Source organism: Limnobaculum parvum (assembly GCF_003096015.2).
GTDB lineage: Bacteria > Pseudomonadota > Gammaproteobacteria > Enterobacterales > Enterobacteriaceae > Limnobaculum > Limnobaculum parvum.
Genome location: NZ_CP029185.2, coordinates 2197873 through 2222882 on the forward strand (window position 1 = coordinate 2197873; position 25010 = coordinate 2222882).

22 protein-coding genes and 1 pseudogene are annotated in these 25010 nt (G+C 44.7%); 8 read left to right on the forward strand and 15 right to left on the reverse strand.

The genetic code is table 11. The features are described 5' to 3' along the window. Positions 1-12 precede the first annotated feature (12 nt). Together cydA and HYN51_RS09150 are read right to left on the reverse strand one after the other, a co-directional pair. A complete protein-coding gene (gene cydA, locus HYN51_RS09145; protein ID WP_108899753.1) occupies positions 13-1584 on the reverse strand; it encodes a cytochrome ubiquinol oxidase subunit I in 1572 nt (523 codons plus the stop codon). A 682-nt stretch (positions 1585-2266) separates the two neighbouring features. Further along, a complete protein-coding gene (locus HYN51_RS09150; protein WP_108902010.1) occupies positions 2267-3346 on the reverse strand; it encodes a glycosyltransferase family 9 protein in 1080 nt (359 codons plus the stop codon). Positions 3347-3681: 335 nt separating this feature from the next. On the opposite strand from HYN51_RS09150, the gene HYN51_RS09155 reads away from it, so the two are divergent. After that, entirely contained in the window at positions 3682-4875 is a 1194-nt protein-coding gene (locus HYN51_RS09155) for an IS4 family transposase (protein ID WP_108899754.1), read from the forward strand. Between the two features lie 70 nt (positions 4876-4945). Here HYN51_RS09155 and sucD read toward each other — a convergent pair whose 3' ends face one another. From sucD to sucA, 4 genes are all read right to left on the reverse strand, one after another. After that, a complete protein-coding gene (gene sucD / locus HYN51_RS09160; RefSeq protein ID WP_108899755.1) occupies positions 4946-5851 on the reverse strand; it encodes a succinate--CoA ligase subunit alpha in 906 nt (301 codons plus the stop codon). Continuing rightward, positions 5851-7023: an ADP-forming succinate--CoA ligase subunit beta gene (sucC, locus tag HYN51_RS09165; RefSeq protein WP_108899756.1), complete on the reverse strand. Its 1173-nt coding sequence runs from the start codon at positions 7021-7023 to the stop codon at positions 5851-5853. Before sucC ends, sucD begins: the two co-directional genes overlap by 1 nt. 221 nt (positions 7024-7244) lie before the next feature. Next, complete coding sequence (gene odhB, locus HYN51_RS09170) at positions 7245-8471, reverse strand: 2-oxoglutarate dehydrogenase complex dihydrolipoyllysine-residue succinyltransferase (RefSeq protein ID WP_108899757.1); 1227 nt, start codon at positions 8469-8471, stop codon at positions 7245-7247. A gap of 13 nt (positions 8472-8484) precedes the next feature. Beyond that, positions 8485-11295, reverse strand: coding sequence for a 2-oxoglutarate dehydrogenase E1 component (gene sucA / locus HYN51_RS09175; RefSeq protein ID WP_108899758.1), 2811 nt, complete (start codon positions 11293-11295; stop codon positions 8485-8487). A 680-nt stretch (positions 11296-11975) separates the two neighbouring features. On the opposite strand from sucA, the gene HYN51_RS09180 reads away from it, so the two are divergent. Beyond that, entirely contained in the window at positions 11976-13277 is a 1302-nt protein-coding gene (locus HYN51_RS09180) for a citrate synthase (protein WP_108899759.1), read from the forward strand. Positions 13278-13991: 714 nt separating this feature from the next. Here the strand turns inward: HYN51_RS09180 and HYN51_RS09185 are convergent. The 6 genes from HYN51_RS09185 to HYN51_RS16340 all read right to left on the reverse strand — a co-directional run bounded on the left by HYN51_RS09185 (position 13992) and on the right by HYN51_RS16340 (position 18314). Continuing rightward, positions 13992-15142 (reverse strand): IS3 family transposase gene (locus tag HYN51_RS09185; RefSeq protein ID WP_108899760.1). Its coding sequence is split into 2 segments (ribosomal slippage): positions 13992-14887 and positions 14887-15142, totalling 1152 coding nucleotides; the frame shifts between segments, so codons are not numbered across the junction. A 277-nt stretch (positions 15143-15419) separates the two neighbouring features. Next, positions 15420-16211, reverse strand: coding sequence for an endonuclease VIII (gene nei / locus HYN51_RS09190; RefSeq protein WP_108899761.1), 792 nt, complete (start codon positions 16209-16211; stop codon positions 15420-15422). A 70-nt stretch (positions 16212-16281) separates the two neighbouring features. Continuing rightward, on the reverse strand, positions 16282-17040 hold the full coding sequence (locus HYN51_RS09195; RefSeq protein WP_108899762.1) for a Nif3-like dinuclear metal center hexameric protein: 759 nt from the start codon (positions 17038-17040) through the stop codon (positions 16282-16284). A 409-nt stretch (positions 17041-17449) separates the two neighbouring features. After that, positions 17450-17653 carry a DUF2517 family protein gene (locus HYN51_RS09200; RefSeq protein ID WP_407936320.1) on the reverse strand — a complete coding sequence of 68 codons (204 nt, stop codon included), beginning with the start codon at positions 17651-17653 and terminating at the stop codon, positions 17450-17452. Between the two features lie 122 nt (positions 17654-17775). Continuing rightward, entirely contained in the window at positions 17776-18135 is a 360-nt protein-coding gene (locus HYN51_RS09205; RefSeq protein WP_108899764.1) for a hypothetical protein, read from the reverse strand. Between the two features lie 11 nt (positions 18136-18146). Continuing rightward, entirely contained in the window at positions 18147-18314 is a 168-nt protein-coding gene (locus tag HYN51_RS16340; protein WP_157953012.1) for a hypothetical protein, read from the reverse strand. Positions 18315-18522: 208 nt separating this feature from the next. Between HYN51_RS16340 and HYN51_RS09210 the strand changes: the two genes are divergently transcribed. Continuing rightward, positions 18523-18951, forward strand: coding sequence for an EamA family transporter (locus HYN51_RS09210; RefSeq protein WP_108899765.1), 429 nt, complete (start codon positions 18523-18525; stop codon positions 18949-18951). Positions 18952-19060: 109 nt separating this feature from the next. Here the strand turns inward: HYN51_RS09210 and pgm are convergent, their stop codons facing one another. Both pgm and seqA read right to left on the reverse strand, forming a co-directional pair. Further along, a complete protein-coding gene (gene pgm / locus HYN51_RS09215; RefSeq protein ID WP_108899766.1) occupies positions 19061-20704 on the reverse strand; it encodes a phosphoglucomutase (alpha-D-glucose-1,6-bisphosphate-dependent) in 1644 nt (547 codons plus the stop codon). A gap of 26 nt (positions 20705-20730) precedes the next feature. Beyond that, positions 20731-21245: pseudogene (gene seqA / locus HYN51_RS09220) on the reverse strand (replication initiation negative regulator SeqA). Positions 21246-21341: 96 nt separating this feature from the next. Here seqA and HYN51_RS09225 point away from each other — a divergent pair. From HYN51_RS09225 to fur, 5 genes are all read left to right on the forward strand, one after another. Continuing rightward, positions 21342-22091: an alpha/beta fold hydrolase gene (locus HYN51_RS09225; protein ID WP_108899767.1), complete on the forward strand. Its 750-nt coding sequence runs from the start codon at positions 21342-21344 to the stop codon at positions 22089-22091. Between the two features lie 186 nt (positions 22092-22277). After that, positions 22278-22568 (forward strand): LexA regulated protein, encoded by a 291-nt coding sequence (ybfE, locus tag HYN51_RS09230; protein ID WP_108899768.1) that lies wholly within the window; start codon positions 22278-22280, stop codon positions 22566-22568. Between the two features lie 121 nt (positions 22569-22689). Continuing rightward, complete coding sequence (gene fldA / locus HYN51_RS09235) at positions 22690-23205, forward strand: flavodoxin FldA (RefSeq protein WP_108899769.1); 516 nt, start codon at positions 22690-22692, stop codon at positions 23203-23205. Between the two features lie 459 nt (positions 23206-23664). Beyond that, positions 23665-23910 carry a hypothetical protein gene (locus HYN51_RS09240; RefSeq protein ID WP_108899770.1) on the forward strand — a complete coding sequence of 82 codons (246 nt, stop codon included), beginning with the start codon at positions 23665-23667 and terminating at the stop codon, positions 23908-23910. A gap of 260 nt (positions 23911-24170) precedes the next feature. Beyond that, on the forward strand, positions 24171-24617 hold the full coding sequence (fur, locus tag HYN51_RS09245; protein ID WP_108899771.1) for a ferric iron uptake transcriptional regulator: 447 nt from the start codon (positions 24171-24173) through the stop codon (positions 24615-24617). 49 nt (positions 24618-24666) lie between these two features. On the opposite strand, the gene HYN51_RS09250 is transcribed toward fur, so the two are convergent. Continuing rightward, complete coding sequence (locus HYN51_RS09250) at positions 24667-24912, reverse strand: hypothetical protein (RefSeq protein ID WP_108899772.1); 246 nt, start codon at positions 24910-24912, stop codon at positions 24667-24669. Between the last annotated feature and the right edge of the window lie 98 nt (positions 24913-25010).

Genomic DNA, 25010 nt, shown 5'->3' on the forward strand with positions numbered 1-25010 from the left:
CTGGACTCCTGTTTACCGTGTTTCTTGCACTAATGCGGCACTACTTTGTTCAAAGTGGTAACGCCCTGTTTTCAGGCTACTTGGGCCTAGGCGTGCATATTTGAACATTAAGTACATTTCCGCAATGAGGAACAGTGTGTACAGCCCGCAAATCAGGATGATTGAGAACCACAGGTCACCTGTCGTCAGGTTCGATGTTGCTGCCGCAACCGGCAGAACATCGGCAATCGCCCACGGCTGACGGCCATACTCAGCAACGAACCAGCCGGCTTCACAAGCAATCCACGGCAATGGAATACCGTACAGCGCTAAACGAAGCAACCAGGGTTTCTCACCAATGCGGTTACGTGCAACGTGATATACCGAGAGGCCGATGATCAATAGCATCAGGAATCCACAGCCAACCATGATACGAAATGAGAAGTAAAGCGGAGCCACTTCAGGAATGGTGCTGGCAGCAGCGGCTTTGATTTCAGCCTCTGTTGCGTTATTGATATCTTTAGCTTGCGTGTGCAGCAGGATACCGAATCCCAAATCCTTTTTGGTCTGGTTAAAGGTAGCTCTTACTGCCGGGTCTTTATCCCCTGCGCGCAGTTTTTCCAGCATCTGATAAGCAGTAATACCGTTACGAATACGTAACTCGTTTTCTGTTATCAGATCTTTCAGACCGGTGATTTGCTTATCTAAAGAACGCGTTGCGATGATCCCTAAAGCATAAGGAACCTCAATCGCGTAGTGGTTCTTCATCTCTTTTTGATCCGGAAGGCTAATGATGTTGAATGCGGCCGGAGCAGGTTGTGTTTCCCATTCTGCTTCAATAGCTGCCAGTTTCACGCGCTGTACATCACCTAACTCATGACCAGACTCATCACCTAACAGGATAACTGACAGGGTTGAAGCCAGACCGAAACAAGCCGCGATAGCAAATGAACGCTTGGCGAATGGCAGATCGCGCTTCTTCAGTAAATAGAATGCGCTAACGCCAAGAATAAACATCGAACCCGTAACATAACCAGCAGAGACGGTATGAACGAATTTAACCTGAGCAACTGGGTTTAACACCAGTTCCGCAAAGCTAAGCATCTCCATGCGCATGGTTTCAAAGTTAAATTCTGATGCAACTGGATTTTGCATCCAGCCGTTTGCCACAAGAATCCACAGTGCAGAAAGGTTAGAACCTAAAGCAACAAACCAAGTTACGGTTAAATGTTGAACCTTACTTAGACGATCCCAACCGAAGAAGAACAAACCAACTAACGTTGATTCAAGGAAGAACGCCATCAGACCTTCGATAGCCAGAGGCGCACCGAAGATATCCCCTACATACTGGGAATAGTAAGACCAGTTTGTACCAAACTGGAACTCCATGGTTAAACCCGTAGCCACACCCAGTGCAAAGTTAATACCGAATAACTTGCCCCAGAATCTGGTCATATCTTTATATATTTGTTTACCTGTCAGCACATATACCGATTCCATGATTGCCAACAAAAACGCCATACCTAACGTTAGCGGGACAAACAGGAAATGGTACATTGCCGTCAGGGCAAACTGTAATCGTGATAGTTCGACGATATCAAACATCTTGACTCCTTGCTCCTCAGGAAGACGAACGGTAACAACTCAAAATAGATGTTGTACCTGCCGTCTTACACCCATTACTCACCAGAGGTGAATGCCTTAAAAAATCAATTTACATCAATCTGTAAGCAATATTTGTTTTATCAACTATTTTAATAGTCATACCGCGTTTAACTCGCTATCCACGCTGTGTCCTGTTGAACATAAACACCTATTAACTTAAACGATCTTATAACACACATTAAATACTACGCTTCTAATCCCTTACAATAAATAGGTATTTTGCAAAAAAATTAGAATTGTGAACTCAAATCAAAATCGATATGTAGAACATCTGCGCAAAAAATTGATGTAAAACAATTTCAGCTAATTACACCATAGATTCAATATTTTTCAATTCCATTTAATTACTATTTTGGCGATATATACTAAATAAAATGCGTCATTCAATACATTTAATTAACATCATTGCATTGATAAAAACAATTAATTAACATTGAATGGTTTTTTATAAAGAATCTTCAGCTTGATAAGTCGCCATGTTGAATGAAAAACGAAACACGGATAGAAAAAGGATAGTAGAGCGAGGAGAGAATGCTGCAATATTTCACTTTCAGAGAAATATTGCAGCAATGATATAAACGTGCTGGTTTTACAAACTCGGCTGTAATCCTAAAACACTGACCTAATCTACGGATAGTCTTTCATACACGGCCTTCAGAACTTCATCTGCTTTAATTGATGATATCCCTAAGTCTTCTTCCGAAATTAATACGTTATGTAATACCAGATCCTGCAATGGTCTGGTACCTATAGCATGTTTCATGCCTCGGAACATAACAACTGCTGGCGTCTTAACAGCAATCGCTACATGTAAAGGCCCGGTATCACCTACAATCAAGCATTGAAAAGAGGCTATTTTCTCAACTAATTGCTTTAAATTTGTTTTTCCCGCGGAGTTTGTCACTCGCTCACTAAAAGGAAGCAATGAATGTAATAACTGATTATTACGCTCAATTTCTCCTGGTCCCCCGATAAGTTCGACATCGACATCAGGAAACTTATTCAAAATCTGCTCGGCAACAATAGCAAATGATTCAATTGGCCAGCAGCGTTCTTCTGAAGAGGCGCCAAGATGGAGCCCTATTGTTTTTCTATTTTTTTTCTCAGGGGTATATTCAACAGGAATCACCATCTCTATTGAAGGCGTATCAATTCCAATACTCTTCAGTAACTCTGCTTTTTTGTGAATAAGATGTACATCACCGATTCGGTTATTTCCATCAACCGATAAAAAAGGATTAAGATAAAAAGTTGGTCTATTTAAATAATCGTTGAAATACACATCTTTAACAATAATTGGTGAGTTTGACAGTGTTGCTGTAACGATGTCATAAGGTGATCTGGAATGGAGCAAAAATGCGGCATCAAGATGATGGCTTCTCAAATCTTTAGCTAATTTCAATACGCCATTCAGTTTGCCATCCCAATAGAGAACATCGCTAAACATATCGCTACCCTCAACTAACAGAGCATTCCGTCGATGGACAACGATTGTAATATTAGCGTCAGGATATTTTTTCCGGATAGCCGCAATGGCTGGCGTATTAAGGAGAAAATCCCCCAATGCTGTAGTAGAGAAAATAGCAATATTCTTTAAATTACAGACATCAGAGGGTTGGAGATTTTTTTTAACATGAAAACCAGTAAGCCGATAGGCGGTAATAAAGAGACCAGCTAACTTCTGTTTTAATAACTTACTCATAACAATCCCAATCATAAGCGCTGATAAAAGTGGCAAACAATGTATATCTATAAAAAATGGGCTAATCGCCCTCAATTTATAAACGACCATCTCTAAAGTCTAATATAAACAATAATATAACTTCAATGCATTATTATGAAATACGATATAATTAAAATTATATCCATTGATTTTTAAGGAAAAAATAGTATCAGCTCCCGACAAAGTCACTTAAATCAGGCCACAAAAAAGCCGCATAAGCGCTGAGGAATCCCCAGTAATGAGCAGGTAAAAAAAGACAGGCATAGAGTTTTGTGATCTACTGATTGTGCTATCAATTCAATGAGATCACCTCTATGCCTGTTTACCAAGTATGTCAGAAGTTTTTCCGCGATGCTCTATCCCCATCTCACAAATACCGACAAAATGCTCTGCTGGATGCCACTATTGCCTTAATCAGCGGTGCATCACTGACGCTGACCAGTATTGGCCGTTATTTACCCGGTGCGGCTCAGGTCAAAAATAAAATCAAACGAGTTGACCGTCTGCTGGGTAATGAATCACTTCATCGTGATATCCCTCTTATTTTCAAAGGTATTATCACCATGCTGACCCAAAAATTATCGCTGTGTGTTATTGCGGTTGACTGGAGCGGTTATCCTTCTCAGCAATATCATGTGCTTCGTGCCAGTCTGCTTTGTGACGGACGTTCACTTCCCCTGTTAAGCTGGATTGTTTCCTCAGAAAAACAGCAGAACTCACAGATACAGAAAGCTTTCCTTGATGCCCTTGCCGGAGCCGTGAACCCAAAGGCCAGGGTTATTATCGTTACAGATGCAGGCTTTCAGAATGCATGGTTCCGGCATATCCAGTCACTCGGATGGGATTTTATCGGCCGTGTCAGAGGCAATATTCAGATGCGCCTAGACAGCAAAGGAGAATACTGGTTCAGGCGTCAGGAATTACAGGCCAGCAGCAAACCAGAATATCTGGGGCCGGGTACGCTTGCGCGGGCCGAATATGCCCGGTGTGACGGTCATTTTTACCTTCATAAAAAAGCGTCAAAAGGGAGGCACTACAAACGTTCCCGTTGCCGACCCACAAGGCTTTCACAGGTAAATGACGCCCGTAACGCAGCAAGAGAACCTTGGCTTATTTTCAGCAACACGAATGATTTTAAGCCACGTGAAATCATGAAGTTATACAGTCGTCGTATGCAGATAGAGCAGAACTTTCGGGATGAGAAAAGCGAACGCTTTGGGTTCGGCCTGCGAGCCAGTTACAGCCGTTCGGCGGGCAGAATGAGGGTACTGAGCCTGCTGGCAACACTGAGCACAATAGTGTTGTGGCTTATTGGCTATCACGCTGAAAATAGAGGGTTACATCTGAGATACCAGGCCAACAGTATTAAATCGCGGCGGGTAATTTCTTATCTGACATTAGCGGAGAATGTCTTGCGACACTCACCGCTAATTTTAAGACGAACAGTACTGAGCACTGTTCTTAATCATCTCGCCAAAACCTACCAGAGTATGGTGTTGGTTTATTAGCGCTGATTTTGTGGGGATCCCTCAGCGCATAAGCGGCTTTTAATAAACGGTCATGAAATGACTTTTATAATCAATTCACTTCAGCAGAGATCTTTTTTGCCGTGTGCGCTCCCAGCGAGGCTTTAACGGCTTCACCGATATCTGCTAGGCTGCGTACCGTACGAACACCTGCGGCCTCCAGTGCAGCAAACTTCTCATCAGCAGTACCTTTACCACCAGCAATAATGGCTCCAGCATGCCCCATGCGTTTACCCTTAGGCGCAGTTACCCCGGCAATATAACCGATAACCGGTTTGGTAACATGGTGCTTAATATAATGGGCGGCTTCTTCTTCTGCAGAGCCACCAATCTCACCAATCATGACGATAGCTTCAGTTTGCGGGTCTTGTTCAAATAACTTCAGAATATCAATAAAGTTAGAACCTGGTATTGGATCGCCTCCAATACCTACACAGCTTGACTGACCAAATCCGGCATCGGTGGTTTGCTTCACTGCTTCATAGGTCAATGTACCCGAGCGAGACACAATACCCACATTACCCGGTTTATGAATATGGCCCGGCATGATACCAATCTTACAGGCTCCGGGGGTGATGACCCCTGGACAGTTAGGACCAATCATACGCACTCCCAACTGATCGACTTTTACTTTTACCGTCAACATATCCAGAACCGGAATACCCTCGGTAATACAGATGATCAGCTTAATGCCAGCCTCCGCAGCCTCAAGGATAGAATCTTTGCAGAATGGCGCCGGTACATAGATAACCGATGCAGTAGCACCTGTAGCCTCAACGGCTTCGCGAACGGTATTAAACACCGGTAAGCCTAAATGGATGGTACCACCCTTACCCGGCGTCACACCGCCAACCAGTTTAGTGCCGTACTCCAGCGCCTGTTCGGAATGGAACGTGCCCTGACTGCCGGTAAAACCCTGACAAATGACTTTGGTCTCTTTATCTATCAGAATGGACATTATCGAATCTCCCCGGCAGCTACGCTGACCACGCGCTGAGCGGCATCGGTCAGGCTGGCTGCGCCAATAATATTCAGGCCACTGGCGCTGAGTTTTTTAACCCCCAGCTCAGCATTATTACCTTCCAAACGAACAACTACCGGTACATTAACGCCAACGTCTTCAACAGCGCTGATAATACCGTCAGCAATCAGATCGCAGCGAACAATGCCGCCAAAGATATTCACGAATACCGCTTTTACCTTTTCGTCTGACAGAATAATTTTAAAAGCTTCACTAACACGTTCTTTGGTTGCTCCACCGCCCACATCAAGAAAGTTAGCCGGTTCGCCGCCGTGAAGCTTAACAATATCCATGGTACCCATCGCCAGGCCAGCGCCATTGACCATACAACCAATATTACCGTCCAAAGCAACGTAGTTTAACTCCCACTCCGCTGCATGGGCTTCGCGCTCATCTTCTTGGCTTGGATCGCGCATCGCACGCAGTTCTGGCTGACGGTAAAGCGCATTGCTATCCACATCCAGTTTGCCATCCAGACAGATTAGCTCCCCGGAGCCGGTAACTACCAGTGGGTTAATTTCCACCAGAGACAGATCGCACTGTAAAAACAGATTACCTAAACCAACAAAGATATTGGTAAATTGATTAACCTGTTTACCGGTTAATCCCAGTTTAAACGCCAGCTCTCTGCCCTGATAAGGCATCGGACCAGTTAATGGATCCAATACCATTTTGTGAATCAGATGAGGTGTCTCTTCCGCAACTTTCTCGATTTCAACGCCGCCTTCTGTTGAAGCCATGAAAACGACACGGCGAGAGCTGCGGTCAATAACTGCACCTAAATAGAGTTCGCGATCGATATCAGTCGCGGTTTCAACCAGAATTTGGTTAACCGGTAAACCCGCAGCATCCGTTTGATAAGTAGCCAGACGCTGGCCTAACCAACGATCGGCAAACTCACGCACTTCTTCTTTCGTCTTAGCCAACTTTACACCACCGGATTTTCCGCGACCGCCGGTATGTACCTGACACTTAACGACCCAAGGACCCTGACCGATCTTTTCTGCTGCTTCGACCGTTTCCTGTGCTGTACTACAGGCATAGCCTGTTGGTACCGGTAAGCGATACCGAGCAAAAAGCTGTTTTGCCTGATACTCATGTAGGTTCATGATGTTCTATCCATTATTGTAGGGATTAAAGAACTGCGCCTCTCGACACTCAAGATACCGCTTGCTAAGCGAATACTAAGTTCGAAAACACACTCATTCTGATATGTACTCTCATTACACTTCAGAGAATAGGTACCTATCGTCCTTAACTTAATGTAGCTATGTAGCCACCGATCCCGTGGCTACATATATATCGACTAACGCTTAAACCGGGACAAGATCTAAACGTCTAACAGCAGACGAGTAGGATCTTCCAGCATATCTTTGATTGCCACCAGGAAACTCACCGACTCACGACCATCAATCAGACGGTGGTCATAAGAGAGCGCTAAATACATCATTGGTAAAATCACAACCTGACCATTAACCGCCATTGGGCGATCTTTGATAGCGTGCATACCTAAAATAGCACTCTGAGGCGGGTTAATAATTGGTGTAGACATTAATGACCCGAAAACCCCACCGTTAGTAATGGTGAAATTACCTCCGGTTAAGTCCTCTACAGTCAACTTACCATCACGGCCTTTAACCGCGAGATCCTTAATACTTTTCTCAATATCCGACATGCTAAGGGAGTCAACGTCACGCAGCACCGGAGTCACCAGACCTCGAGGGGTCGATACCGCAATACTGACGTCAAAGTAGTTGTGATACACCACATCTTCACCGTCAATAGAGGCGTTAACTTCGGGGAAACGCTTCAACGCCTCGACCACGGCTTTCAGATAGAAAGACATAAAACCTAAACGCACTCCATGACGCTTTTCAAAATCATCACCATACTGCTTACGCAGATCCATGATGGGTTTCATGTTCACTTCATTGAACGTGGTTAACATAGCAGTACTGTTTTTCGCTTCCAGCAAGCGTTCCGCGATACGCTTACGTAAACGCGTCATCGGCACACGTTTTTCACTGCGGTGCGATAAGGTGCTGCTGTCTGCTTTTTTAGCTTCGGGACTGGCTACTGGTTTCACCACACCCACTTTCTGTTGGGCAATATGCTGAGTGACATCTTCACGGCTAATACGACCACCCACACCAGAACCTTTAATGACGTTCACATCCAAACCATGTTCAGCAATCAGACGGCGAACAGCTGGGCTCAGGGCATCATTGCTGCCTTCTTCCAAACTGGCTGTCTGGCGCTGAGCAGGCGTCGCTTCGGTCGCCTGAGACGTATCGGTAACTTGTTGACCGGTGATATCACCCGGGCGTAAACGCCCCAGCATTTGACGAGAAGTTACCGTTGCCCCTTCTTCTTCTATGATGTCATCCAGCACACCAGACTCCAGAGCAGGAACTTCCAGCACAACTTTGTCTGTTTCAATCTCAACCAGTATTTCATCACGCTCAACGCTGTCGCCTGGTTTTTTGTGCCATGTCGCAACAGTGGCATCAGCAACGGATTCAGGAAGATCTGGAACGAGAATGTCTATGTTACTCATTATTTATCCTTATTCATTTTACGTTAAGCGCGTCGTCAACCAGTTTCTTTTGCTGTTCTTGATGCACAGACATATAACCTACGGCTGGAGAGGCGGATGCAGGGCGTCCGGCATACTTCAGCGTTGCACCTTCAGGGATCACGTCACGAATATTATGCTGACTACAGTACCAGGCTCCCTGATTTAAAGGCTCTTCCTGACACCAGATAAAATCTTTGACGTGGGCGTAATCCTGTAAAGCATTTTGCATGGCTTGATGAGGGAATGGATATAGCTGTTCGATACGAATAATCGCCACATCGCTTTTTCCACTCGTCCGGCGCTGCTCCAGCAGGTCGTAATAAACCTTACCGGAGCACATGACCACACGCTTTACCTGCTTCGGATTCAGATTATCGATTTCACCAATGGCTGGTTGGAACGAACCATTTGCCAATTCATCCAGCGAAGAGATCGCCAATGGATGACGCAACAGCGACTTGGGTGACATCACCACCAGCGGACGGCGCATAGCGCGCAGTGCCTGACGGCGCAACATGTGATAAACCTGAGCCGGAGTGGAGGGTACACAAACCTGAATATTCTGCTCAGCACAGAGTTGCAGATAACGTTCCAGACGCGCTGAAGAGTGCTCAGGCCCCTGACCTTCATAACCGTGCGGCAGCAGCATCACCAGACCACACATACGGCCCCATTTCTGCTCGCCGGAACTGATGAACTGGTCGATAACCACTTGGGCTCCGTTGGCAAAGTCACCAAACTGCGCTTCCCAGATGGTCAGTGTGCGAGGATCTGCACTGGCATAGCCATATTCGAATGCCAGAACGCCGGCTTCACTCAGTACCGAGTCCCACACCTGAAATTCACTCTGTCCATTATGGATATTGGCCAAAGGAATATAGTAAGAACCATCTTTTTGGTTATGCACCACCGCATGACGATGGAAGAAGGTGCCTCGACCTGAGTCTTCGCCGGAAATACGCACCGGAGTGCTCTCATCAACCAACGTGGCATAAGCCAAATTTTCTGCCGCCCCCCAGTCAAATGGTTTTTCACCTTCTGCCATCAAAGCACGGTCTTCATAAATCTTGGCAACTCGCGGATGTAGTTCAACACTTTCAGGAACCTGACTGATACGACGAGCCAGATCCTGCAAACGTTTCACCTCAACGGTATTGGCATACTCTTCATCCCATTCGTGATTCAGGTAAGGCACCCAAGTCATAGAATGGGTGCTCAGTGGACGCCACTCATCAACCACGCACTCACCGTGATCCAGCGCATCACGATAGAGGTTCACCATCTCGGTGACTTCTTCAGCGGTAACCACATTATTCTCAATCAGTCGATCGGCATACACCTTACGTGGTGTAGGCTGCTTTCTGATTTTGGTATACATCATTGGCTGGGTTGCACTTGGTTCATCCGCTTCATTATGACCATGACGGCGATAACACAGCAGATCGATCATCACATCGCGCTTAAAGGTATTGCGATAATCCAAAGCCAAACGCGTCACAAACGCTACCGCCTCGGGATCGTCAGCGTTAACATGGAAAATCGGTGCCTGAATCATCTTGGCGATATCAGTACAGTATTCGGTTGAACGGACATCTTGAGGGAATGAGGTAGTAAAACCGATTTGGTTATTAATCACGATACGTACGGTTCCACCGACTTCATAGGCGCGAACCTGAGACATATTTAGCGTTTCCTGCACAATGCCCTGCCCAATCACCGCTGCATCACCGTGGATAGTAATAGGTAGAACCTGATTACTGCTGCCTGTGACATTCAATCGATCGCGACGAGCGCGAACAGAGCCGATAACCACCGGGCTAACAATTTCCAGATGCGATGGGTTAAACGCCAGCGTCAGGTGAACGCGGTTACCTTCGGTTTCAAAATCAGATGAGAAACCCTGATGATATTTAACATCACCGGTGCCAAGATGCTCTTTATGGATACCCGCAAATTCATCAAACAGATCGCCCGGGCGTTTACCCAGCAGGTTGATCAGTACGTTAAGACGACCGCGGTGAGCCATGCCCAGTACCACTTCTTTGGCATCATTTCTGGCCGCATGACGCACCATCTCTTTCAGCATTGGAATCAGCGCATCGCCACCTTCCAGCGAGAAACGCTTGGCACCGGGGTATTTAGCCCCCAGATAACGCTCCAATCCTTCTGCCGCCGTTAGTTCCTGCAGGAAGCATTTTTTTTCTTCTTTGCTATAAGTACCGCGACCCACTACCGATTCAAGACGCTGTTGGATCCAGCGTTTTTCCTCTGTATTGGTAATGTGCATGTATTCCGCACCGATAGAATCACAATAGGTTTGTTTCAGAGCCTGATAAAGGTCGCTGAGCTTCATGGTCTCTTTACCGATGGCAAACGAGCCAACGTTAAAGGTTTCCTGCATGTCTTCTTCGGTTAAATTATGGTAGGCAGGGTCAAGCTCGAGCACCGGCTCTTTGTAACGTAATTTAATGGGGTCTAGATTGGCATTCTGATGACCGCGAAAGCGGAATGCGTTGATAAGCTGTAATACTTTAACTTGCTTAGCGTCGTTCTCTGGATCGCTAACGTGAGAAGTATAGCGTTTCGCATCTTTCGCTAGTCGGCGGAAATAATCACGGGTGGTTGAATGGAATTGATCCGGACTTAATACATCAGTAGGCAGTTTATCGAAAATTTTTCTCCAACTCTCATCAATAGAATCAGGATCCGTCAGATAATCTTCGTAGAGCTGCTCTATGTAAGTCTGGTTTGCACCAGCAAGGTAGGATGAGTCTAACCAAGTCTTTATTGCGCCGTTCTGCATTATGACCTCTTAAGCTTCATGCTTCAGTATGTGTTGCGACATGAACCCGCTACTCTCTTATCTAACGCGTTGTTACTAAAAGCTTATAAGCTTATTTTAATGAACTGTTAAAAGAGAGTTGTTCGATCCGCTTTTATCCAGCACTGGTAAACCGATTGTTGCTGCTTACTATTAGCACGTATTGCAACGAAATTGGGTCCCCCCATTACAACAGCGCCCCCTATTAAAACAGATAATCCCTCTGAACATAATCCCTTGTGATATCAATTGTTATGTCCAAAAAGTGACTCTTTGCCAGATATCCAACTAACGAGGTACAACCCACTTTCTCTGACTAAAGGTTGCACACCCCGTCTAGGAAGTGTCCATGAGTATAGAAGCCTCATTTTACAAATACAATTCAAATAAAAACAGATTGATAACAATTTACCTAAATAGTGACAACGATCACAATCATAAAAAAACCATTAAAAACAATAAGTTTATGTGAATACCATCATTCGATATGTTAAATAAATGCTAACTACGCGGCAAAATGTAAAAAAAAAGTAAAATTAATCTTCACGATGGTCTAAATTTATGCAACTGTATTAGCAAGTTGTTTATAGGAAAGGCAATCACGGTTTTACCGCTAATAAATTGCCATACTCCCTTAACCTGAATTAATTATGGAGACAATCATGGCTGTAGAAAAAAAAGCAACGTTAGTCTTTGATGATGGCAGAAGTATTGAGCTACCCATATTATCAGGTACCCTGGGCGAAGACGTTTTAGACGTAAGAACATTGGGTTCAAAAGGACTGTTTACCTATGATCCAGGTTACCTATCCACCGCATCCTGTGAATCACAAATCACCTTTATTGATGGTAATGAAGGCGTTCTGTTACACCGCGGTTATCCTATTGCCCAGTTGGCAAAAAATTCCACCTATTTAGAGGTTTGCTACATCCTGATGTATGGTGAAACACCAACACCAGAACAGTTTGCCACCTTTAAAGAGATTGTTACCCGACACACGATGATTCACGAGCAAATCACCCGGCTGTTTCAGGGTTTCCGCCGTGACTCACATCCAATGGCGGTACTTTGTGGGGTAACCGGTGCACTGGCAGCGTTCTATCATGACTCGCTGGACGTACACAATGAGCGTCACCGTGAAATCACGGCGTTTCGTCTGCTATCCAAAATGCCAACCGTCGCAGCGATGTGTTACAAGTACTCCGTTGGTCAACCATTTATTTATCCACGTAACGATCTCTCTTATGCGGGTAACTTCCTGCATATGATGTTTGCTACGCCATGCGAAGATTATGTGGTGAATCCCGTTATTGAACGCGCGATGGACCGTATCCTGATTCTGCATGCGGACCACGAGCAAAATGCGTCAACGTCAACGGTGAGAACGGCAGGTTCATCCGGCGCTAACCCGTTTGCCTGCATTGCTGCGGGTATTGCTTCTCTGTGGGGACCCGCTCACGGCGGCGCTAATGAAGCCTGTTTGAAAATGTTAGAAGAAATCGGCAGCGTGGACCGTATTCCTGAATTCATTGAGAAAGCGAAGAATAAAGACGATCCGTTCCGCCTAATGGGCTTCGGTCACCGTGTATATAAAAACCACGACCCGCGCGCTACTGTCATGCGTGAAAGCTGCCATGAAGTACTAAAAGAGCTGAACCTCAGCGATGAACTATTAGATATCGCCATGGAGCTGGAACACATTGCTCTGAACGACCCGTACTTTATTGAGAAGAAACTTTATCCGAACGTAGATTTCTACTCCGGTATTATCCTGAAAGCCATCGGTATCCCAACCAGTATGTTTACGGTGATCTTTGCTATTGCCCGTACCATCGGTTGGATTGCCCACTGGAACGAAATGTACACCGACGGCATCCGTATTGCCCGTCCGCGCCAGTTGTATAACGGTTACACTGAGAGAGAGTTTCATTCTCAGATTCCTAAGCGTCAGGATAAATCGTAACGTTTTTTTAAATCTTATTAGTTGGATTGAAAACCCCGAGGTAAATCCTTGGGGTTTTTGTTTGGGGTTACGCTGTTTTGATCGAAAGACCACTGGCTCAGGATTAGTGGGCACGTTTGCACACTCGGGTTCTGAGAATATTCCGGCCGTAACAGCAATATGCTCTTATCTCCTTCGTGCTCGGCCGGAAGACCATCTGTACTCAGGCTCAACGTGCATCGGGCTTAGGCCGTCTACAGGCTGTTACAAACTTAATAAATCAGCACCTACGTATATTCCGACCGTAAAAACACTGTGCTTATATCGGCACCGACAACGGTCGGTAAACAATCTGTACTCAGCTACAGAGCGCGTCGGGCCAAGTCCGCCTAGGGGCGCTCCGGCAGCTAAAGCTGCTACGACCCCAACGGCGGCCTCTCCCTCCGATTAGTTTCAATTAAAAGATCTAAAGACAAAGACAAAGACAAAGACAAAGACAAAAAAGACTCAGGACAACGCCCTGAATACTAAACAATCTTTTGACCTTAATCTTTTGACCTTAATCTTTTGACCTGTTTCTTTTGACCTTTAAGAGCACTGGAATTCAGCCGACAACTGAATTAGGGTAGCACGCCGAACATGAATGTTCGGCGAGGCGCAGCGACGTAGGGAGCGGCTCTGCGCCGATGCGTAAGCCCGATTGAAGGCGGAGGGAAGTCGCCGTCAGTGTAGTGGTCAAGTATTCCCGGACTCCAACTTAAGTTGTTCTGCAATCATTGGCGGTAATCCACCATTAAAAGCATGTGGTCGCCTTTGATTATAATATTCTAACAAGTAACGGCTTATATCTGATTTCGCTTGCATCAGATTGTGATAACCCGTTTCCGGAACCCATTCTGTTTTTAAACTTCTGAACAAGCGTTCTGTCGGCGCATTATCCCAACAGTTACCCCGACGACTCATACTTTGCGTTATCTGATAACGCCACAACCTTTGTCTGAAGGCCCGTGCTGTGTACTGGCAACCCTGATCTGAGTGGAGCATCACTCCTTTAGGTTTGCCACGATGTTGCCAGGCCATATCCAGAGCTTTAATCGCTAACCCTGCATCCGCTTTATCTGATAAAGCATAACCAATAACCTTTCGGGCATATAAATCAAGTACCACTGCAAGGTAAATCCAGCACCCAGACCAGATATAAGTAATGTCGCTCGTCCATACCTGATTAGGTCTGGACGGGATAAAATCACGACCCAGTATATTACTTATCTCCGGACGTTCTATTGTCACAGGCTTATAGCGATGTGAACCCGGCTGTTTACTTTGTAACTGCGCTTCTGCCATCAGTCGTCTCACTTTAAAGCGACCAATCACTATCTTTTCCTGACGCAGCATGCCAACAATAGTTCGACTACCGGCTGAGCCCCGACTCTGTTTAAAAAGACTGACAACATGCTGACGAAGCCGCCCCCGCTCCTTATTCACCGTTCTGGATTGGGTGTCATAGAAAGTCGATTTGGAGATATCAAATAATGAGCAGAGCAGCCGGGTTGAGTAACGCTCACTTAATTGGGCTGTCAGCTCATATTTTTGAATTCGTCCGACATTAAGAGAGCGGTAGCCTTTTTTAAAATTTCCTTTTCTAATTCAAGGTGTTTTATTCGTTTCTCCAGAGCCTGAATACGTTGTTGCTCCGCGGTTAAGGCTTGGGTAGTTGGAGTGACACCTTGCTGCTCATATTTCAGTTGTCTTACCCAGCGACGCATCGCTGTTTCACCAACCCCCATTGCTCTGCAAGCTTCAGTCGTGCTATAGCCATGCTCAACAACCAGTGCAGCTGCTTCACGTTTAAACTCTGGGGTAAAATGTCGACGTTCTTTTATCATTATTCACCTCTCTTGATGGTTTGAGTTTACCACCTTAATTGGTGTCCGAGTTTATTAGACCACTACACAGGCGATCTGGATTCGTGTGCGAAGGCGCGGGAGTGCAGAGGGCATTCGCCCTAATGCTCTCTGCTCGGCCGCCGCACAATAGTTGAGCCAGACTCGGCATCATTAGCGGACGAAACTTTCTCGATACGCTAAAAATATCTATTCGGTTTCACCCTCATTACGCTGGTTGCACCAAAGTCGCCTTTAAGTACAACCACAAGCTTCCCTATCACTCCTGACACCCACCACAATAATAAAACGGCCTCGACGACAGCGCAGTCTTCTGAATCACCGCCCCGCATCTCTCACACGTCTTCCCTTCTCTGGCAAACACATGAAATTCAAACAGCGCTCCGTGATGATGACCAGGATTCACCTCTCCCCGCGTCTGATATGAAAGTCGCGGAATGGAAATTAAGGCATGCGCCAGCTTATCCAGTTGCACCTCTGACAGTAATTCCGGTTTATGGTGTGGAAGTAGTTCCGCTGCCCACAAAATTTCTGCACGCAAATAATTGCCTAACCCGGCGAGAAAGGCCTGATCTAGCAACATGCCACCCAGCTGTTTGCGACGGAATGCTTTGTCCAACAGGCGAACACGGATATCCGCTTCAGTTAGCGTCATATCCAAGACGTCAGGGCCAATACGTTGTAAAAATGGATGCTGAAGAATAATCTCAAGTGGCGCCAGCTCAATATCTGAAGCGCTGTAGAGCAAAATAGCTTTATCCACAGTTTCCAACGCTACCCGTAAGTCACGTTTAGTTTCAGGCCGTTTGCCCGGTTCCGCGACTTTCCATATGCCATACAGTTGATTATGGCTGTACATACACAGGCCAGAAGAAAAATGGGTTAATAGCGCTTTGCCTCTGGTCTCAATTGAAGCCACCGTTTGTCCAACCAACTGCGTTTCAAATACTTTTAACTCAGGAAAAGCAAACCAAGCGGAAGTCAGTATTTTGCCTTCAACCGCACCCACTAACTGGTCTGCAGCCCGACGAATTTCAGGTCCTTCCGGCATATCAACTCCTAAAAACAAAAATGCCCTGTATTCATACCACAGAGCATCCTTAAGTCACGATTAATATTGATTAAACTGGATTATCAATATCAATAAAGGTCACATCAAACTGATGGCGTTCAGCTAACCACTCACCAAGCGCTTTAATGCCATAACGTTCGGTAGCGTGATGACCCGCAGCATAGAAGTGAATTCCCATCTCTCTGGCAATATGAATGGTGCGTTCAGAAACCTCACCGGTAATAAACGCATCAAATCCGTGTTCTGCTGCTTGTTTAATATAGTCCTGAGCGCCGCCCGAGCACCAAGCTACGCGACGAATTTCAGCCGGCGCATTATCGCCACAGTGAAGGGGGACACGGCCTAAACGATGGGCAATCCGTTCAGCCAACGCACTGCCGCTCAGTGGAGTATCCAACTTGCATTGCCAGATTAAGCAATCCGGACTCAGGGGATCTAACGAACTGGTGTGATGAAAACCCAATACCTCGCCTAATAATGCGTTATTACCCAGTGTCGGGTGCCCATCCAGTGGGAGATGATAGCCAAACAGGTTAATATCGTGATTCAGCAACGTCTTCAGTCGTTTATGCATCATGCCGGTAATCACCGGTTCATCGTTCTTCCAAAAATAACCATGGTGAACCAATACGGTATCTGCTTTAAGTTCGACAGCCGCATCCAACAATGCTTGGCAAGCGGTCACGCCTGTCACGATGCGTTTAACCTGAGTGCGCCCTTCGACTTGTAATCCATTCGGGGCATAATCGCGAAACTGTCTAACTTTTAGCTCATCGTTCAGCAACCGTTCTAATTCTCTGTTCAGCATGATGACCTCTTTAAAGCACAAATGAATTTACCGGGAACAGTAACCCTGTATGATTTTCCAAAGTATATCCGTTTTTAGGCGATTTTAATGCGCTAAAGATTATTCAGATGCGGATAGTCGTACTCCTCGGCGAAAGCTTTAAGCCGCTACTGAACGAAGAGCGAGAACAATCCTGTGTAAAATAGGGAGATAATGTTTATTATTCTTTACGACAAAAATTTTCAAAGCGTTTTTATATTTCAGCCTTAAAGACAGAGTTGATTATTTAAATTCTTCAATGCCAATGATTATTTTTCATAGAGAATATATAAAACCTATAGCCGTAAAAATAATTAAATAATAGATAGAAATAATACCCTGATATTTTATCTGGGCATTATTTCTATTATGAGGAAATCATAATATCGATTTAATAAAAATCTTTAGGTGCTTTTTCAGCTAAGGCCAACCAGACAGGTTTAGTGCTGGTTTTACTCCACACTCGATGTAAATAGCTATAGCAGCGACGCTTATCAGGGTAAAACGTCATAACCGGCAGTGTAATAATAGTTAACAACACTACGCCAGTACGACGTAATAAAATACGGTATAGTGGATACCTCTGATACATCATTATCTGCCCTCCCCCTATTTAGTAACGGCGATTTGTCTGTGGTGAAGGATCACCGATTAACTATAATTTATATTACGCCATAAAAGCTACACATTCAACTGGACTGACCAGTTAGAGCTACATTAATTAGCTACCTGCCAAACTTCATCCATTTTATTATTTTCCGTTGCAGATAATGAAATCAATGCCAAAAAATAAACGTGTGGTAGTTTATTCAAATAGATAATCAGCCAACCATTTTCACTCCACTCTCTCAGCTCATTACAATTAAAACGCCTCGCCAACTGCCACCTCAACCGTTGATTATCGCTATTGGTTGCCGCACGGTTAAGAAATAGACGCCCCTGACAAGGGTAGCGTGCAATACCAGGCAGTACACACTTCTGCATCCAGTGAATGCTGATAGTTGATTGGTTGACGGCCTCTGTCAGCATATCAATAAACTGGTGGGTAAAATGTAATTGGTACCCTTGAGACATCATTTCTCTCCCCGCTATAGCTTAATAATCCGGCTCATCAACTTTTTCTGTAGCACTACTCTGGAGGAGCTAACGTCATCCATCCCTTTCAGAGCTGCCTGTAGTGCAGAATGGTGCAGATTCTGGTAAAAATGATGCTGAATAAACCGCATTTGATGATTAATTTTCTGTTCATTTTCCATAACGATCTCCTGATTCAAGTTACTTGTATGAGTAACATAATTAGCTAACGTCAACATCACCAGTGACGGCTAACAAAATTGCGTAATAGATTCAGATAATGGTAATCAGCATGGTCTTTATTATTTAGAAGCTTGTGTGTTATTGAAAATTAGTCGTAATATCACGTATCTACTTCCAAAAATTTCGCATGAAATTGAAGGACTAATAATGAGTACTTGGCTAATCTACGCGCTACTATCAGCCATCACCGCTGCGCTGGTCGCTATTTTTGGCAAAATCGGTTTACAGAATCTGGATGCCAATACCGCAACCGCCATTCGTTCAATCGTTATGGCGCTGTTTCTGATCGGCGTAGTGGTAGTTCAGGGGAAATTAGAAATGATTGGCGACATTGTGGCTGACCGCAAAGCGCTGTTATTTATCGTTCTCAGCGGTGTTGCGGGTGCATTATCGTGGCTGTTCTATTTTATGGCGATTAAGAATGGTACCGTTTCTCAGGTCGCCCCGATAGATAAACTCAGCGTCGTATTTGCCGTGATTCTGGCGGTGATCCTGTTTGGTGAAAAAATCACATTATTTACCGGTGTCGGAATCGGGTTAATTTCTGCCGGCGCATTACTTGTTGCTCTGGGGTAGCCCTTAACATAATGATTTTCTATGTAATGCTTGATTATCAGACAATAAAAAGGCGTGGTAATTAATTTACCACGCCCTTTCTCGATCCGCCTGTCAGGCTAAATTTTTATTATTCAGCTTTTGCCAAAACCGCGCTGACAATATCTACCGCTTCACGCTCAATCTTCTCTCGATGCTCTTTACCTAAGAAGCTCTCACAATAAATTTTGTAGGCTTCTTCAGTTCCTGAAGGTCGAGCCGCAAACCAGCCATTATCAGTCATAATTTTTAGACCACCGATTGAAGCGCCATTGCCAGGCGCTTTTGTCAGGCGTCCAGTAATCTTATCGCCCGCCAGCGTATCTGCGGTGACCATTTCCGGAGACAAGCGAGAAAGAATAGCTTTCTGAGCATGGGTTGCTGGTGCCTGAATACGATTATAGCTTGGCGCACCAAAGCGTTGGGCTAATTGCTCGTAATGATCCTGTGGATTCTTGCCAGTTACTGCGGTAATTTCTGCGGCTAACAGACACATGATGATGCCATCTTTATCCGTTGACCATGGTTTACCATCAAAACGTAGGAAAGAAGCTCCAGCGCTCTCTTCTCCACCAAAGCCCAGCGTACCGTCAAATAATCCATCAACAAACCACTTAAACCCGACCGGTACTTCAACCAGTTTACGATCGATACTGGCGACCACTCGATCAATCATCGCACTGGAAACCAAGGTCTTACCGACACCCATCTCTTTGCTCCACTGTGGGCGGTGCTGATAGAGATAGTTAATGGCGACGGCCAAATAGTGATTAGGATTCATTAATCCTTTAGGCGTCACAATACCGTGGCGATCGTAGTCAGGGTCATTAGCAAACGCTAAGTCAAACTTATCCCGTAGCGCTAACAGCCCCGCCATTGCATACTCCGATGAGCAATCCATTCGAATCGCACCATCATGGTCAAGATGCATAAAACGGAAAGAGGGATCTACGGCATCATTAACCAGTTTCAGATTCAGTTTGTATACATCTGCAATACGCTGCCAATATTCGATGCCTGCACCGCCCAGCGGGTCCACACCAATGGCTAATCCGGCATTCTGAATGGCGGGCATATCTACAACATGCACTAATTGTTCAACATACGGTTGAATCAAATCTTGAGCGTGAATATGGCCACTTCTATTCGCAGCAACCAGCGTTTGGCGTTTAATGCCCTGCAAGCCATTTTTCAGCAGATGATTGGCTCGGTTTTCAATCCACTGGGTAAGATTGGTATCCGCTGGTCCACCATTTGGTGGATTATATTTAATACCGCCATCTTCGGGAGGGTTATGCGATGGCGTAATGACAATACCATCAGCCTGCGCTTTTCCTGTGCGATTATGGCAAAGAATAGCGTGAGAGATAGCCGGTGTTGGAGTAAAACCATTATTTTGCTGCACGATCACATCAATACCGTTAGCAGTTAATACCTCCAGTACTGAAACAAAAGCGGGTTCCGACAAACCGTGAGTATCTTTACCCACATAACAAGGCCCGGTAACACCATTCGCCGCCCGATTCTCCGCAATTGCTTGGGCAATCGCTAAGATATGTGCTTCATTAAAGCTTTGACGGCAAGCGCTGCCGCGATGTCCAGAAGTCCCAAACTTTACCGAGTGTGCAGGATTCTCACTGTCTGGTTGCAAAACATAATATTCAGAAACCAGTTGCGGAACATTTATCAGATCGCTTTGGCGGGCTAATTGCCCTGCTCTTGAATGGTTAGCCATCACACTCTCCCTGAAGTTAAATAAAATTAAATAGTTAAGCAGATATCGGCTGTCAGCTCAGCCGAAAACTGCATTGATAACATAATCTGTTCAACCATACTGCGCTTACGTTCAGTATTAGTGTTAGTAATCACCCAATATGGCGTATCCGGTATGCCTTTTGGCTTAGTATGTTTGCCATTTTTAACAACGTTTGCTGCGAATGAGAAAAATAGACACGCGTCCGACCATGCAATAGCTCTGTCGCTTCAGCAAAACTGGCCCTGTCAACACGGTATAATGTAGACAATATCAATAAAAAACGATCCACGGCCTTCTTCTGAGCAATCAGGTCTCCGGAATCGAGTAATTCTTGAACATCGTGAACACGATCGGCCTGTACAGTTATCGCTACCGGGATGACTGTGTCTTGTTTTGAAGCGGCCACGGCCGGAGATAAATTAAGCATCCGGCGTAAAATTTCAGAAGCGCTTTCGCCAATATGCAACGTGTGGCTGGCAATGTAACGATAAAGCGCCTCATCAACTTCGATAGTTTTCATCTTTGTCCTATAATTCTTTGCTAGTTATTCGTGGGGAATTATACAAGTTCATCTCGTGATACTCTAACGCAAAGCAACCCAATATGTGACATTGTTATGAAATTAAACTATCGCCTTCAGGGAAATGGCCAAACTATTGTGCTGATTCACGGCCTGTTTGGCAGTCTGGATAATCTCGGTGTGTTGGCTCGCGATCTTCAACAGGATTATCAAACCCTACAAATCGATCTCCGTAATCATGGGCTATCGCCCCACTGCGATGAAATGAGTTATCCAGCTATGGCTAAAGATCTGTTGGCTTTACTTGATGAACTCAATATGCAGCAAATCATTCTGATTGGTCATTCCATGGGTGGAAAAGTCGCCATGATGCTGACAGAAATAGCCCCTGAGCGTATTTCTCAGTTAGTTGTTATTGATATCGCCCCTGTTGCCTATCGGGAAAATCACCATGATGACGTTTTCGCTGCGCTGAATGCAGTAACACAATCAGGGGTCAATCAAAGAGCGGATGCAGCAGAAATCATGCGGATACAAGGTTTACATGAAGGAGTCATCCAGTTTTTACTAAAATCCTTTCATCAGGGGGAATGGCGATTCAATGTTCCTGTGTTACAGCAGCACTATGCAGATATCATTGGCTGGCACGAGGTCCCAGCTTGGGTACATCCGACGATCTTTATTCGTGGAGCACTTTCCCCTTATATTCAAGACAGTTATCGCCCAGCAATCGCACGTCAGTTCCCTTCCGCCCGCGCCTACGTTGTGGCCAATAGCGGCCACTGGGTTCATGCAGAAAAACCACAACACGTTATTCACATTGTGCGTAAATTTTTGCAGGTGTGATGATATCGAACGGTTATAAAGTTAATTATTTGCTGAATTAGCAGGGTTAACCATTGGCTGACCGATTCTACTGCGTTATCATCCGCGGCGACGTGACATTGCAGGGTATGATTTTTGCTGTAACAACCGCTGTCACCTAAACTGAATGATTAAATTTATTTCTATCTGGTTTCGTATTCTGATTTTATGGCAAAAGAACAATTAGATCGTACCACGCTGGATCTTTTCGCTGATGAACGCCGTCCAGGTCGTCCTAAAACCAGCATGCTATCCCGCGATCAACAACTGCGCATCAACAAACGCAATCAGCTACGACGTGACAGGGTTCGTGGGTTGAAACGTGTGGAGTTGAAACTGTCGCAGGATGCGGTTGATGTTTTGGATCAGCTTGCTGACCGACAAGGAATCAACCGCAGTGAGTTGATAGAAATCTTGCTATTAAATGAGAATAAGAAACAGCGTACCAGACCGTCATAAAATCGGTGATCTGCTACCCGGCCCTTGTGCCAAGCAGCACAGATTAACGATGCCAACCCGCATCAACAATGGTATATTATTGAATACGACGTATTAATATTTATTAAAGGTGTAACTCGTTATGGCAACCGTAGGTATTTTCTTTGGTAGCGACACTGGCAATACTGAAAACATTGCCAAAATGATTCAAAAGCAACTTGGTAAAGACGTTGCTGAAATTCACGACATTGCGAAAAGCAGTAAAGAAGATATTGCACGTTTTGATACGCTGCTGTTGGGGATTCCAACTTGGTATTATGGCGAAGCTCAGTGTGACTGGGATGACTTCTTCCCTACTCTGGAAGAGATCGACTTTGAAGGTAAATTGGTTGCTATTTTTGGGTGTGGCGATCAGGAAGACTACTCAGAGTACTTCTGTGACGCAATGGGTACCGTTCGCGATATCATCGAACCTCATGGTGCAACCATTGTCGGCAACTGGCCAACGGCAGGTTATCATTTTGAAGCCTCTAAAGGTTTAGCCGATGATAAACACTTTATTGGGTTAGCCATCGATGAAGATCGTCAACCAGAATTGACCGCTGAACGCGTTTCAACCTGGGTTAAACAGATCGCTGCCGAAATGAATCTTGCTTAATTCTGTGCCCCCCGCTTTTGTATTACTTAATAAAGCATATTACTAAATTATCAAATACATAATAACTACCAGAACTGTACTGGTGGTTATTATGTCCCACCACAAATTTAATTCCCCAATAATTTAATAGAATTAACTCGATTTAATGTGTGTGGATATAAGTCACATATTAAAATAAGAATTTCATCAACCTGTGATCGTGTGTAAAATTAATGGGTTAAACCTCGTATTGGTTTCTTGACGTGGGCTAAGACGTATCAGACCTGTCGCGATAAGGGGCAAATTTTAGCGCCAGCTAAATCTCTGGAGCAAATGCGTGCGCCAATATTCAACAACCCATTAGATGCCGCTCTAACGATACTGTTCATGTTAGGTTGGCATCCCTGACTATAATAATTATGTTCAGCATATGCATAGGCTCCAATAAATTTTCGCCCTTTAAATCAACCGGTCAAGCCCTTGGCCCGTTCATGGAATAATGATATTACCGCCTATGTTTTTGAAACCGGAGAATCTGATGTCAGACTTGTTGGCGCATTTATAGAAACTACCATCGAAAAGTATGGTAATGGCATGTTACGCTATGAAGATATTATGGCAATTGAAGGTGAACCTCGTTGCTTGATGGTGCAAGATGTTCACCGGGTTGTTGTTTTGATTACGGAACTGAATGAACTGCAGAAGAATCCCGTAAGACGCTGTTAGTTATTATTGGGCGTAATTTACCTATTGAGACATTAAGAAATGAATTTTTAGCCACGGCGGTTTGGGATATCGTTAGCTAATAACAGATCGAGTAATGATTGAATATCGTCAGAATTATGATTTTGCCTATCGATTCTATCGAATTTGAGCTGACTCCCTAAAGTTTTCATTTTATATGTCTGGCTCTATAATGGTATATTACAATAATGTTAATCATTCGCTAGCGATTCATGGCGCCCCGAATTTAGGAACAAATCTGCATGACTGATAATAATATCGCACTGAAGAAGGCTGGACTGAAAGTTACGCTCCCACGGCTTAAGATTCTGGAAATACTTCAGGAGCCTGATAACCATCACGTTAGCGCGGAAGATTTATATAAAAGACTGATTGATATGGGCGAAGAAATCGGACTGGCTACCGTATATCGCGTACTAAACCAGTTTGATGATGCAGGTATCGTAACTCGCCATAGCTTTGAAGGCGGTAAATCAGTCTTTGAATTGACGCAAAAACATCACCACGACCATTTAATCTGCCTAGATTGTGGACGCGTAATTGAATTTAGCGATGAATTTATTGAACAACGTCAGCGTGAAATTTCAGAAAGATACAATATCAAGTTAACTAATCATAGCTTGTATCTGTATGGCAAATGCAGCTCCGGTGATTGCCGTAAAGACGATACATTACACGATCCCAAATAAGCCCTATAGTCTCAGGTTCAAATATGCCAGCAGCTAATCACTGCTGGCATTATTTTTGGGTGAACTCCCCACAGTCATTACACATTATTCCGTACTGATACTTAACGCGCGAAAACCCTAACAAAATAAACATCACAAATGTCGGCCTATTATCTTTAATAAAAGGGACTACATTTTTGCTAGCGCAATGAGAACAGCACCATAGTGAACTTTCATCTTCATCTTCATCTTCTTCGACCGTTTGAATCGCCACTTGAGAAAAGTCCTGACGAAGTATCTCCTCAGCGTCTTGCATACTATCTCCGTTAAAACACATCCATTATTGATTAAAAAAGCCTGTCGGATTTCTCTGACAGGCTGTTAATATTAACCGCTTTCAATCAAGACTAAAAA